Annotated in this window: 1 protein-coding gene; it reads left to right on the top strand. The window is 77.2% G+C overall.

The features are described 5' to 3' along the window. Positions 1–68 precede the first annotated feature (68 nt). Complete coding sequence (locus C892_RS0113540) at positions 69–14,747, top strand: non-ribosomal peptide synthetase (RefSeq protein ID WP_017557655.1); 14,679 nt, start codon at positions 69–71, stop codon at positions 14,745–14,747. Positions 14,748–14,832: the final 85 nt, after the last annotated feature.

Below are 14,832 nucleotides of genomic sequence, written 5' to 3' on the forward strand. Positions count from 1 at the left end.
GGCCTCGCGCCGCGCCCGCCTCCACCCGCGCACCCCACCACCACCCGCCCTCACCCGGAGCAGCACGAATGACCGTTGACCGCGACCGCCGCAGCGACCTGACCGGAGCGCAGAGCGGGGTCTGGTACGCCCAGCAGGTCGACCCCGGCAACCCCGTCTACAACGTCGGCCAGTACGTCGACCTGCGCGGAGACCTGGACTCCGGGCGCTTCGCCGAGGCGGTGGCGGCGGTGGCCGCCGAGGCCGACGCGCTGCGCACCCGCATCGTCGACGAGGGCGGGGTGCCCCGCCAGCGGGTGTACCCGCCGGGCCGCGGCGAGGGCGCCGTGGACGCGGTGGACCTGCGCGGGCACCGCGACCCGGAGGCGGCGGCGCTGGAGGCGATGCGCGCCGACATGGACACCCCGGCCGACCTGTTCGGCGGGGGTCTGTACCGGTTCGCGCTGTACCGGGTGGGCGACCGGCGGCACCTGTGGTACCAGCGGTTCCACCACATCCTGGTGGACGCGTTCTCGGTCGCCGCGATCACCCGCCGCACCGCGGCGCACTACACCGCGCTCGGCGGGGGGCGCCCGGCCGGGCGCGGCTTCCGCCCGCTGGCCGACGTGGTCGCCGAGGAGGAGGCCTACGACGCCTCGGAGCGCCGCGAGGAGGACCGCGCGTACTGGGCCGCCGCGATGGAGGGGCGGCCCGAGCCGGCGCTGCTGTCGCCGGCGCCCCCGGCGGCGCCGCGCCGGGCGGTGCGCGCCCGGTCCGGGCTCGGCGCGGCGGCCCGGGCCCGCCTGGAGGAGGCGGCCTCGGCCGCGGGGGCCGGCTGGGCCGAGGCGCTGACCGCGCTGTTCGCCTGCTACGTGCACCGCCGCACCGGTGCCCGGGACGTGGTGCTGGGCATGCCGGTGATGAACCGCCTGGGCTCGGCGGCGCTGCGGACCCCGTCGATGGTGGTCAACGTGCTGCCGCTGCGGGTGGCCGTCGCCCCGGGCGACACGGTGGGGACCGTGGTGGAGCGCACCCGCCGCTCCCTGGAGGGCCTGCGGGCCCACCAGCGCTACCGGGCCGAGGACATCCGCCGCGACCTGAACCTGGTCGGCCGCGCGGCGGGGCTGCACGGGCCGGTGGTCAACATCAAGGCCTTCGACTACGCGCTGCCGTTCGCGGGCCTGACGGCATCGGTCCGCACCCTTTCGGAGGGGCCGGTGGACGACGTGTCGCTGTCGGTCTACACGGACGCCGGGGGAGGCCTCGGCCTCGAACTGAACGCCAACCCGTCCCGCTACACCGGGGAGGAGGCCGCCCGGCGCCTGACCGAGTTCACCCGCCTGGCGGAACAGGCGCTGTCCGCCCCGGACGGGGCCGGGGGCGCCGGCCCTGCCGCCGGCCACGAGACGGAGGCCGGTGGTACGACCGGTGCGGCGACAGGGCGGGGGACCGCGAGTGCCGCCGGGGACACCGCCTCCACCGACACCCCCGCCGTCACCGCCGCCGTCACCGCCGCCGACACGGACGCGGCATCGGACACCCCGGCCTTCGCCGGGATCAGGGTCGGAGCCCTCGACCTGGTCGACCCCTCCGGCATCGGCCGTCTGACCGGTGTGCCCGACCCGCGCCCGGTCTCCGAGGGGACCGTGGCCGACCTGGTCGCGCGCGCCGTGGCGGCCCACCCGGACCGGACGGCCGTCGAAGCGGGCGACGCGAGCCTGACGTACGCGGAGCTGTGGCGCCAGGCGGAGGAGGTCGCCTCCCGCCTGCGCTCGCACGGCGCGGGCCCGGGCTCCGTGGTGGCCGTGGCGCTCCCGCGCGGCACCGGCCTGGTGGCCGCCCTGCTCGGCACCGTCCGCACCGGGGCCGCCTACCTGCCGGTCGACCCGGAGTTCCCGGCCGACCGGATCGCGTACATGCTGCAGGACTCCGGTGTGCGGCTGGCCGTCACCGCGCCTGGGGCCGACGCCCCCCTCCCCGACGACATCGAGCGCCTGACGGTCGGCGCTGTGCGGGCGGCACGCGAGGAGGCCGACACGGATTCCGGCGCGGACGGGGAGCGCCCCGCCGTCGACTCCCGGTCGGCCGCCTATGTCCTCTATACCTCCGGGTCCACCGGGCGGCCCAAGGGGGTCGTGGTGCCCCATCGGGCCCTCGTGAACTTCCTTGAGGACATGGGGGACCGGTTCCCCCTCTCGGCTGACGACCGCTGGCTCGCGGTGACCACGGTCGGCTTCGACATCTCCGCCCTGGAGCTCTACCTCCCGCTCCTGTCCTGCGCCACGCTGGTCCTGGCGGACAAGGACACCGTCCGGGACCCGGCCGCGCTGGCCGACCTCGCCGAGGCCTCCGGGGCCACCATCGCCCAGGCCACCCCTACGCTCTGGCGCGCGCTCGCCGAGGAGCGGCCCTCCGTGCTCGAACGGCTCCGCGTCCTCGTCGGCGGCGAGGCACTGCCGCCGGACCTGGCCGCACGCCTCGCCGCGCGCTCGCCCCAGGTGACCAACCTCTACGGTCCGACCGAGACCACCATCTGGTCCACCGCCTCCACCGTGCGCTCCGACGGGCCCGTCGGCATCGGCGGCCCCATCGCCAACACCGGCGCCCTCGTCCTGGACTCCGCGCTGCGCCCCGTCCCCGACGGGGTCGCCGGGGACCTCTACATCTGCGGGTCGGGTCTGGCGCTGGGCTACAACGGCCGCCCCGATCTGACCGCCGAGCGGTTCGTCGCCTGCCCCTTCGGCGCGCCCGGCGAGCGCATCTACCGCACCGGCGACGTCGTCCGCCGCCGCCCCGACGGCACCCTCGACTACCTCGGCCGGGCCGACCACCAGGTCAAGGTGCGGGGGTTCCGGATCGAACCCGGCGAGGTCGAGGCCGAGCTGGACCGCCTGCCCGGCATCGCCCAGGGGGTGGTGGCCGCGCGCGAGGACGCTCCCGGCCAGGCCTACCTGGCCGCCTACGTCGTCGCCGAGCCCGGGACCGTCCCCGAGCCCTCGGCGATGCGCGCCGTCCTGGCCGAGCGCCTGCCGGACTACATGGTCCCCTCGGTGTTCACCGTCCTCGACGCGTTCCCGCTGACCGAGAACCGCAAGATCGACCGCAAGGCCCTGCCCGCGCCCGACGCCGCGCCCACGGCGGACCAGGCCCCGCGCACCCCGCGCGAGGAGACGGTCTGCCGGGCCTTCGCCCAGGTCCTGGGCCTGCCCTCGGTCGGCGTGCACGGCGACTTCTTCTCCCTGGGCGGCCACTCCCTGCTGGCCACCCGCGCCGCCAACCTGCTGCGGGCCGAATCCGGCCTGGCCGTGCGCGTGCGCGACGTGTTCGACGCCCCCGAGCCCGCCCGCCTGGCCGCCCTGCTCGACGAGCGCGCCGGCGAGGACCCCCGGCCCGCGCTGACCGCCCGCACCGGCCCCGACGAGGACGCCCCGCTCTCCTACGCCCAGGAGCGCATCTGGTTCCACGAGCAGATGCACGGCCCCGGCGCCGCCTACAACGTGCCGCTCGCCTTCCGCCTGCGCGGCGAGGTCGACGCCTCCGCGCTGGCCTCCGCCCTGCGCGACACCGTGGAGCGGCACGCCGTCCTGCGCACCGTCTACGCCGACGACGGGGACGGCCCGCACCCGCAGGTGGTCCCCATGGACCGCGTGCCCGGGCTCCTGGAGGTCCGGGACGCGGCCGGCGGACGGGTCGAGGAGCACTTGGCGCGGCTCTTCCACACCCCCTTCGACGTGCGCACCGACGTCCCGGTCCGGGCCGAGCTGCTGCGCACCGCCCCCGGTGAGGCGGTGCTGGGACTGTGCTTCCACCACATCGCCACCGACGAGTGGTCCGAGGGGCCCTTCGTCCGCGACCTGGACGCGGCCTATGCCGCACGCCGCCAGGGCCGCGCCCCCGCGTGGACGGCCCCGGCGGTCCGCTACACCGACTTCGCGCGCTGGCAGCGCGAGGTCCTCGGCGCCGAGGACGACCCCGGCTCGTCCCTGGCGCAGGGCCTGGCCTACTGGAGGCGGGCCCTGGACGGGCTGCCGGCCGAGCTCCCGCTGCCCGCCGACCGCCCCCGCCCCGCCGCGGCCGACGGCGCCGGCGCCACCGTCGGGTTCGCCCTCGACGGCGACACCGCCGCGGCCCTGCGGCGGGCGGCCGCCGAGCACGGGGTCACCGCGTTCATGCTGCTGCAGGGCGCCGTCGCGGTGCTGCTGCACCGGATGGGCGCCGGGGACGACATCGCCGTGGGCACCCCGGTCACCGACCGGACCGATGAGGCGCTGCACGACGCCGTCGGCATGTACCTGAACATGCTCACCCTGCGCACCGACCTGTCGGGCGCGCCGACCGGGCGCGAGGTGCTGGCCCGGGTGCGCGAGGCCGACGTGGCCGCCTTCGCCCACGCCGGGGTGCCGTTCGAGGAGGTGGTGCGGGCCTGCGACCCGGCGCGCTCGGCGGCGCGGCACCCGCTGTTCCAGGTGATGGTCACCTACCAGCGCGAGTCCGACCGCGACCGGCTGCTGGGCGCCGAGGCCGCCGTGCACCCGGTGGACGTGGCCACCTCCAAGGTCGACCTGGAGTTCACCTTCGCCGAGGTGCCTGGGCAAGGCGGGCTGGCGGCCGACCTGCGCTACGCCACCGCCCGCTTCGACCGGGCGACCGCCGAGAGCCTGGTGGAGCGGTTCCGGCAGGTGCTCATCCACCTGCTGGCCGCCCCGGACGTGCCGGTGGGCGAGTTCGAGGTGGTCTCCGACGACGAGCGCAAGCGGCTGCTGGGCGGTGCGCAGGCGGCGGCGCGGCCGGTGGGCGCGGCCAGGCTCGCGGCGCGCATCGCGGCCGCGGCGGCGGAGCGCCCGGAGCACACGGCCGTGGAGGCGGGCGACGGCGCGCTGACCTACCGGGAGCTGTGGGAGCGGTCCGGCGGGATCGCCTCGCGCCTGCGCGGGCGCGGTGCGGGTGCGGGCTCGGTGGTGGCGGTCGCGCTGCCGCGCGGGACCGACCTGGCGGCGGCCGTCCTCGCCGTCCTGCGCACCGGGGCCGCCTACCTGCCGATCGACCCGGAGTTCCCGGCCGACCGGATCGCGTACATGGTGGAGGACGCCGGGGCGCGGCTGGCCGTGACGGCCCCTGAAGCGGCGCACATCCTCCCGGATTCGGTCGAGCTGCTGATGGCCGGGACGGACGGTGACCGTACGGGCGGTACGTCCGGAGCGTCCGCAGGCGCGTCGGAGGTCCCGGGTGACGAGGACCGCGCGGTGAAGGACACCGCGGTCGGGGAGCACGCCCGTTCCGCCCGGCAGGGCACTGCTGCGACCGCCGGGGCGACAGGTGCCCTGGAGGGCGTCCCCGATGGCGCGCCTGGACGGGGGCAAGCCGCTGCCGCTGAAGCGTCCGAGGACTCCCGGCGTTCGGGCACCGGCGTCGGCGATGACGTGGCCCGTGGGCCGCTGAGCGATGCGGTGCCGGACAGCGGGGGCGACGTGCTCGATCCCGATCCGGCCTCCGCCGCTTACGTCCTCTACACCTCCGGGTCCACCGGGCGGCCCAAGGGGGTCGTGGTTCCCCACGGCGCCCTGATCAACTTCCTGGAGGACATGGGGGATCGGTTCCCCCTCACCGGTGAGGACCGCTGGCTCGCGGTGACCACGGTCGGCTTCGACATCTCCGCCCTGGAGCTCTACCTGCCGTTGCTCTCCGGGGCGACCATCGTCCTGGCGGACAAGGACACCGTCCGCGATCCCGCCGCGCTGGCCGACCTCGCCGAGGTGTCCCGGGCCACCATCGCCCAGGCCACCCCCACGCTCTGGCGCGCGCTCGCCGAGGAGCGGCCCTCCGCCCTCGACGGCCTCCGCGTCCTCGTCGGCGGCGAGGCCCTCCCCACCGACCTCGCCGACACCCTCGCCGGCCGCGCCCGCGAGGTGACCAACCTCTACGGGCCGACTGAGACCACCGTCTGGTCCACCGCCTCCGCCGTCCACGCTGGGGAGCCGGTGGTCATCGGCGCCCCGATCGCCAACACCGGCGTCTACGTCCTGGGCCCCGACCTCCGGCCCGTGCCGCCCGGCGTCCCCGGGGACCTCTACATCTGCGGGTCGGGTCTGGCGCTGGGCTACAACGGCCGCACGGATCTGACCGCCGAGCGGTTCGTCGCCTGCCCCTTCGGCGCGCCCGGCGAGCGCATGTACCGCACCGGCGACCTGGCCAGGTGGCGCAGCGACGGTGCCCTCGACTTCCTGGGCCGGGCCGACCACCAGGTCAAGGTGCGTGGGTTCCGGATCGAGCCCGGCGAGGTCGAGGCGGAGCTGAGCGCCCTGCCCGGCGTCGCCCAGGGGGTGGTGGCCGCGCGCGAGGACGCTCCCGGCCAGGCCTACCTGGCCGCCTACGTCGTCGCCGAGTCCGGCGCGGACCCGGAGGCCTCGGTGATGCGCGCCGCTCTGGCCGAGCGCCTGCCGGACTACATGGTCCCCTCGGTGTTCACCGTCCTCGACGCGTTCCCGCTGACCGAGAACCGCAAGATCGACCGCAAGGCCCTGCCCGCCCCCGCGGTCGGCTCCACCGCCGGCGACCGCGAGCCCCGCACCGGCCTCGAACGCGGCCTGTGCGCCGTGGCCGCCGACATCCTGGGCCTGCCCTCGGTCGGCGTGCACGACGACTTCTTCGCCCTCGGCGGGCACTCGCTGTCCGCCGCGCGCGCCGCCAACCGGGTGCGCGCCGCGCTGGGCGCCGACGTCTCCGTGCGCGACGTCTTCGACGCCCCGACCCCCGCTCGCCTGGCCGCGCTCATCGAGGCGCAGGGCAAGGCGGGAGAGCCGGCCCGCCCGGCGCTCACCGCGCTCACCGCGCGCTCCGGCGGTGCCCCCTCCGAGGCGCCCGTGTCGGCCGAGCAGCTGCGCCTCTGGCTGCTCGACGGCATGGCGCCCGGGTCGGACGCCTACAACGTCCCCTGGTCCCTGCGCATCCGGGGCGACCTGCGGGCCGACGCCCTGAACGACGCCCTGCGCGACGTGCTGGCCCGCCACGCCGTCCTGCGCACCCGCCTGGCCGCCGCCCCCGGCGCCTCGGAGCCGGTGCAGCGCGTCCTGCCCGCCGAGGAGCTCCCGGCCCAGGTCCTGCGCATCGACGACGGGCCCGCCGAGGACGCCGCCGCGCGCGCCGACCGGGCCGCCCGCGAGCCCTTCGACCTCGCCGCCGACCTGCCCGCCCGGTTCACCCTCATGCGCACCGGCGACGACGAGCACCTGCTGCTGGCCGTGTTCCACCACGCCGCCGTGGACGAGTGGTCCCAGGAGCCCTTCCTGCGCGACCTGGACACCGCCTACCGGGCCCGTGTCCGCGGCGACGGGCCCGGCTGGTCCCCGCTCCCCGTCCAGTACACCGACTACGCGGTCTGGCAGCGCGAGCTGCTCGGCTCGCAGGAGGACCCCGGCAGCAGGGCGGCGCGGCAGCGCGCGTTCTGGCGCGGGGCGCTGGAGGGGCTGCCCGAGGAGATCCCGCTGCCCGCCGACCGCCCCCGCCCCGCGGCGCCCTCCGCCGCCGGGGGCGTGGTCCGCTTCGCCGTCCCCGCCGACCTCCGCCGCGCCGCCGACGCGCTGGCCGCCGAGTCCGGCGCCACCCGCTTCATGGTGCTGCGCTCGGCCCTGGCCGTGCTGCTGCACCGGATGGGCGTCGGGGACGACGTCCCCCTGGGCACCCCGGTGACCGGCCGGTCGGACGAGGCGCTGCACGACGCGGTGGGCATGTTCCTCAACACGCTGGTGCTGCGCACCGACCTGTCGGGCCGGCCGTCCTTCGCCGAGGTCCTGGACCGGGTGCGCGCCGCCGACCTGGCCGCCCACGGCAACGCCGACCTGCCCTTCGAGGACGTCGTCGACGCGGTCGACCCGGTCCGCGCGCCCGGGCGCAACCCGCTGTTCCAGGTCATGGTCTCCCAGCAGACCCGCCCCGAGGGCGCCGAGGACCTGTTCGGTCTGCGCACCCGCCTGGACGACCAGGTGATCGACAGCGCCAAGTTCGACCTGGAGTTCGCCTTCATCGAACGGCCCGGCCGCGACGGCCTGGACGCCGTCGTGCGCTACGCCTCGGCCCTGTACGACCGGCCCACCGTCGACGACCTCGCCGAGCGCTTCACCCGGCTGCTCGGGACCCTCCTCGCCGATCCGCGGCGCCCCGTCTCGGGCGCCGACGTGCTGCTGCCGCGCGAGCGCCGGGCCCTGGAGGCGGCCCCGGCGGACACCGCGCGCCCGGTGCGCAACCGGACCCTGCCGGGGCTGGTCTCCGAGGGGGCGGTGAACCCCTCGGAGACGGCGCTGGTCGGGCTCGACGGCGCCGAGCTGACGCGCGGCGCGTTCGAGGAGCGGGCCAACCGGTTGGCGCGTGAGCTGGTGGCGCGGGGTGCGGGTCCGGAGTCGGTGGTGGCGGTGGCGCTGGCGCGGTCGGTGGAGCTGGTGGTGGCGCTGCACGCCGTGGTGCGTGCGGGTGCGGCGTATCTGCCGCTGGATCCGGAGCTGCCGGGGGAGCGGTTGGCGGCCATGCTCGCCGACGCCGGCCCCGTGGCCCTGGTGACCGACGGGCCCACCCGGCGCGACCTGCCCGACGGCCTGCCCGAGGTGCTCGACCTCGACGACCCGCGCTTGCAGGGCCGGCTGGAGGTCCGCTCCGGCGACCCGCTGACCGACGCCGACCGGCGCTCCCGGCTGGACGCCCGGCATCCGGCGTATGTGATCTTCACGTCGGGCTCGACGGGGCGTCCGAAGGGGGTGGCGGTCGCGCACGGGGCGATCGTGAACCGGTTGGAGTGGATGCAGGGCGCCTATCCGCTGGATGCGGGCGACCGCGTCCTGCAGAAGACGCCGGCGTCGTTCGACGTGTCGGTGTGGGAGTTCTTCTGGCCGTTCGCGGCGGGCGTGCCGCTGGTGGTCGCCGAGCCCGGCGGCCACCGCGACCCCGCCTACCTCGCCGAGCTGATCCGCACCCACGGGGTGAGCGTCTGCCACTTCGTCCCCTCGATGCTGCGCATCTTCCTCGACGCCCTCGACGCGCTGGAGACCCCGGCCGCGGACGCGGACCAGGGCCTGCCCCTGCGGACGGTCTTCGCCTCCGGCGAGGCGCTGGGCGCCGACATCGCCGAGCGGTTCCGGTCGGTGCTGCCCGGCGCGGAGCTGCACAACCTCTACGGGCCCACCGAGGCGGCCGTCGACGTCACCTGCTACGACGCCGCCTGGACCCCCGACGGCGCCGCCACGGTGCCCATCGGCCACCCGGTGTGGAACACCCGCGTGCACGTCCTCGACGGCGCGCTCGCGCCGGTGCCCGACGGTGTCCCGGGTGAGCTGTACCTGGCCGGGGAGCAGCTGGCACGCGGCTACGTCGGCCGCGCCGGCCTGACCGCCGACCGGTTCACCGCCTGCCCGTTCGGCGCTCCCGGCGAGCGCATGTACCGCACCGGCGACCTGGTCCGCAGGCGCGCAGGTGCGATCGAGTTCCTCGGCCGCACCGACTTCCAGGTCAAGATCCGCGGGCAGCGCATCGAGCTCGGGGACGTGGAGGCCGCGCTGCGCGGCCTGCCCGGTGTCGCCGACGCCGCCGCCACCGCCCGCCCGGGCCCCGGCGGGCGCACCCGCCTCGTCGGCCACCTGGTCCCCGCGGCCCCCGCCGCCGGCCTCGACCTGGACGCGCTGCGCGAGCGCCTGGCCTCCCTGCTGCCCGCCGCCATGGTCCCCGAGGCCCTGGCGGTGCTGCCGGAGCCGCCGCTGGCCCCCAGCGGCAAGCTCGACCGCAAGGCGCTCCCGGACCCGCCCGCCGCCCCGGCCGCGCGGACCGCCGGCCGTCCGCCCGCCGAGGGCGCCGAGCGCACCGTCGCCGACGCCTTCGCCGACGCGGTCGGCGCCCCCGTCGAGCACGCCGACGACGACTTCTTCGCCCTGGGCGGCAACTCCCTGGCCGCCGCGCGCGCCGCCAACCTGCTGCGCGCCCGCCTGGGCGCCGAGGTGCGGGTCACCGACGTCTTCGAGGCGCCCACGCCCCGGGCCCTGGCCGCCCGGCTCGGTGCCGCCGCCGACCCCCGGCCCCCGCTGCGCCCCGGCGCCGCCGACGCGCTCGCCGGACCGGTCCCGCTCACCGGCGGCCAGCGCGGCATGTGGGCCGCCGCCCGGGTCGCCGGGACGGAGGCCGCCTACAACGTGCCGTGGGTGCTGCGCGGCCGGGGCGACCTGGACACCCGCGCCCTGGGGCGCGCCGTCCGCGACGTGGCCGCCCTGCACGAGGCGCTGCGCACCGTCTTCCCGGCCGACGGCGGCGGCGAACCCGTCCAGCGGGTCCTCGCCCCGGAGGAGGCACCCGACCCGGTGGAGGTCGTCGACGCCCGGTCCCTGGGCGCCGAGGCCGCCGACGACCTCCTGGCCCGGGCCGCGCGCCGCCCCTTCGACCTGGAGCGCGAACCGGCCTTCCGGGTCACCGTGCTGCGCACCGGGGACCGCGCCTACACGCTGCTGTTCCTGTTCCACCACATCGTCGTCGACGAGTGGTCCCAGGAGCCGTTCCTGTGGGACCTGGAGGCCGCCTACCGGGCCCGTGTCCGCGGCGAGGCCCCGGGGTGGGGGCCGCTTCCGGTGCGCTACGCCGACTACGCCGCCTGGCAGCGCGAGCTGCTCGGCGCCGAGGACGACCCCGGCAGCAGGGCGGCGCGGCAGCGCGCGTTCTGGCGCGGGGCGCTGGAGGGGCTGCCCGAGGAGATCCCGCTGCCCGCCGACCGCCCCCGCCCCGCGCGGCGCGGCGCCGAGGGCGGGACCGCCCGCGTCGGCCTGCCCGCGGACCTGATGCGTGCCGCCGAGGCCCTCGGACGCGAGCACGGCGCCACCCGCTTCATGGTGCTGCAGGCGGCCGTGGCCGTGCTGCTGCACCGGATGGGCGCCGGGGACGACGTCCCGCTCGGCTCCCCGGTGACCGGCCGGTCGGACGAGGCGCTGCACGACGCGGTGGGCATGTTCCTCAACACGCTGGTGCTGCGCACCGACCTGTCGGGCCGGCCGTCCTTCGCCGAGGTCCTGGACCGGGTGCGCGCCGCCGACCTGGGCGCCTTCGACAACGCCGACCTGCCCTTCGACCGGGTGGTCGACGCGCTGGCACCGGTGCGCGCGCCGGGGCGCACCCCGCTGTTCCAGGTGATGGTCTCCCACCAGACCCGGCCCGAGCGCTCCCGCCGGGTGCTGGGGCTGGAGACCTCCGTCGACGACGGCGCCCTGCACAGCGCACGCTTCGACCTGGAGTTCGAGTTCGTCGAGACGCCGGGGGAGGAGGGCTGCACGGCCTCGGTGCGCTACGCGGCCGACCTGTTCGACCGGGGGACCGCCGAGGGGATCGCCGAGCGCCTGGCGCGCGTCCTGGCCGAGGGGGTCGCCGCCCCGCAGCGGCCGGTCCGGGCGCTGGACGTGCTCTCACCGGAGGAGCACAAGGAACTGGAGGAGGGCAGGGCCCGGACCGCGCACCCGATCACGCACCGCACCCTGCCCGGGCTGGTCGCCGCGGGCGCCGCCGACTCGTCGGCGCCCGCGCTCGTCTTCGCCGGCACCACCGTGCACCGGGGCGCGTTCGAGGAGCGCGCGAACCGGTTGGCGCGTGAGCTGGTGGCGCGGGGTGCGGGTCCGGAGTCGGTGGTGGCGGTGGCGCTGCCGCGGTCGGTGGAGCTGGTGGTGGCGCTGCACGCCGTGGTGCGTGCTGGTGCGGCGTATCTGCCGCTGGATCCGGAGCTGCCGGGGGAGCGGTTGGCGGCCATGCTCGCCGACGCCGACCCGGTCTGCGTGGTCTGCGACGACGAGACGGCGCCGCTGCTCCCGGACACCGCCGGAGCCGACAGGGTCGCCCCCGACGCCGGGGAGCGCGCGGGGCGCAGCGCCGCACCGCTCACCGACGCCGACCGGCGCTCCCGGCTGGACGCCCGGCATCCGGCGTACGTGATCTTCACGTCGGGCTCGACGGGGCGTCCGAAGGGGGTGGCGGTCGCGCACGGGGCGATCGTGAACCGGTTGGAGTGGATGCAGGGCGCCTATCCGCTGGATGCGGGCGACCGCGTCCTGCAGAAGACGCCGGCGTCGTTCGACGTGTCGGTGTGGGAGTTCTTCTGGCCGTTCGCGGCGGGCGTGCCGCTGGTGGTCGCCGAGCCCGGCGGCCACCGCGACCCCGCCTACCTGCACCGGCTCATCACCGAGCAGGCGGTGACCACCTGCCACTTCGTGCCGTCCATGCTCACGGCGTTCCTGGAGGACCCGGCCGTCGCCGGGGCGGCGGCCCCGACCCGGCTGCGCCGGGTCTTCGCCTCCGGCGAGGCGCTGGGCGCGGACACGGCCGAGCGGTTCCGGTCGGTGCTTCCCGGCGTCGAACTGCACAACCTCTACGGGCCCACCGAGGCGGCCGTCGACGTCACCGCCTACGACGCGACCGCCGCCCGGCCGGAGGGAGGGCGCTCCGTCCCCATCGGCGAACCCGTCTGGAACACCGGCGTGTACATCCTCGACGGCGCGCTCGCGCCGGTGCCCGACGGTGTCCCGGGTGAGCTGTACCTGGCCGGGGAGCAGCTGGCGCGCGGGTACGTGGGCCGGGCGGAGCTGACCGCCGACCGGTTCACCGCCTGCCCGTTCGGCGCTCCCGGCGAGCGCATGTACCGCACCGGCGACCTGGTGCGGCGCGGCCCCGCGGGCATCGAGTACCTGGGCCGCACCGACTTCCAGGTCAAGATCCGGGGGCTGCGCATCGAACTCGGCGAGATCGAGGCGGCGCTGGGACGCCTGCCGGGCGTCGCCGCCGCGGCCGCCGCCGTGCACGGCGCGGCCCCGGGAGGCGCGGGGGCGCCCCGCATCGCCGGGTACGCCACGGCGCGCCCCGGCGCGGCGCTCGACCCCGAGGAGCTGCGGGCCGCGCTGCGCCCGGCACTGCCCGAGTACATGGTCCCCGCGCAGGTCATGGTCCTGGACGCGCTACCGCTCAGCCCGAGCGGCAAGCTCGACCGCACGGCGCTGCCCGCACCCGCGCTGCCCGGGGGCGGCGAGGGGCGTGCGCCCGCGGGCCCTGCCGAGGAGGCGCTGTGCGCGCTGTTCGCCGAGGTCCTGGGGGTGGAGTCGGTCGGCGCCGACGACGGATTCTTCACCCTGGGCGGCGACAGCATCCAGGCCATCGCCCTGGTCGGCCGGGCACGTTCGCACGGGCTCTCGCTCACACCGGCCGACGTGGTCACCGAGCAGACGCCCGCCGGCCTCGCGGCGGTCGCGGGGCCCGCCGCGCCCGAGGACGCCGACGCCGACCCCGGCGCCGAGGACACGGGCGAGGTGCCGTTCACCCCGGTCATGCACTGGATGCTGGAGCAGGGGCGGCCGTTCGCCCGGTTCAGCCAGGCGATGGTGCTGCACGCGCCGCCGTCCGCCGACACCGGGCGGATCGAGCGGACCCTGCAGGCGGTCCTCGACGCCCACCCGATGCTGCGCACCCGGGCGGTGCTCGGCGGGGCGGCCCGCCCCCGCCTGGTGGTGGCCGCCCCCGAGGAGGTGCGGGCCTGCGACCTCCTTCGGCGCCGGGACATCGGCGGCGCCGGGGAGGACGCCCTGGGGGCCGTCGCCGCCGAGGAGGCGCGCGAGGCCCAGGACCTCCTCTCGCCCGAGGACGGGCGCATGGTGCGCGCCGTGTGGCTGGACCGGGGCGGGCGCCCCGGCCGACTGCTCCTGGTCGTCCACCACCTGGCCGTGGACGGGGTCTCCTGGGGCGTCCTGCGCTCCGATCTCGCCACCGCCTGGGCCGGAGCCGGAGAGCGGGTGCCCGCACTTCCCGCGCCCCCGGCGACCTTCGAGGCCTGGGCGCGCAGGACGGCCGCCCAGGCCGCGTCCCCTGAGCGCCAGGCCGAGCTGACCGAATGGGAGAGGATCACCGCCCCGGCCGACGCCCCCGAGCCCGTCCCCGACCCCGAGCGCGACACCGCCGCCACCGTGCGCCGCACGACGGTCCGGCTGAACGCCTCCGACACCCGGGAGGTGCTGGCCGGGCTGCCGGGCCTGTACAACGTCGGCCCCGACGACGCCCTGCTCACGGCGCTGGCCCTGGCCTTCGCCCGGTGGCGGGCCGACCGCGCGGGGGCGGCGGCCGGGCAGGCGCCCCTGCTGGTCGACATGGAGCGGCACGGGCGCGACCCGCAGGACGCGGGCGGCCTGGACACCTCCGGGACCGTCGGCTGGTTCACCGCCGTGCACCCCGTCCGCCTGGAGACCGGCGCCGACCCGGCGCGGTCGCGGGCCGGAGGCGCCGAGGCGGGGGAGGCGCTCAAGGCGGTCAAGGAGCAGCTGCGCGCGGTCCCGGGCAGCGGGGCGGGCTACGGGCTGCTGCGCTACCTGTCGCCGGCGGGGGCGCGGCTGGCCGACGGGGCGCGCCCGAAGGTGCTGTTCAACAACCTCGGCCGCATCGCCGCGGCCCCGGAGTCCCGGCCGTGGGAGGCCGCCCCGGAGACGGGGGCGCTGCCCCCGGGCGCCGACCCCGACGCCCCCGTGCGGTACGCGTTCGAGGTCATCGCCTCCACCCGCGACGGGGACGGCGGAGCGGAGCTGACCGCGACCTTCGCCTGGCCCCGGAACCTGTTCACCGAGCGGGAGGTCGGGAACCTCGCCGAGGAGTGGGCCGCCCAGTTGGCGGGCCTGGCCGCCCACGCCCGAACCCCGGACGCGGGCGGCGCGACCCCCTCCGACATGGCCTTCGAGGGCCTGGACCAGTCCGAGATCGACGAGTTCGAAGCGGAGTGGGACCTGTGATCCGTACCGGACGGGCCGCCCCCCTTGTCGTTGATCTCGGGGAAGTCGGCCTTAAGAGCGCCCTGATAAGGCCGACTTCCCCGAG

The sequence above is a fragment of the Nocardiopsis baichengensis YIM 90130 genome, assembly GCF_000341205.1.
Taxonomy (GTDB): Bacteria; Actinomycetota; Actinomycetes; order Streptosporangiales; family Streptosporangiaceae; genus Nocardiopsis_A; species Nocardiopsis_A halophila.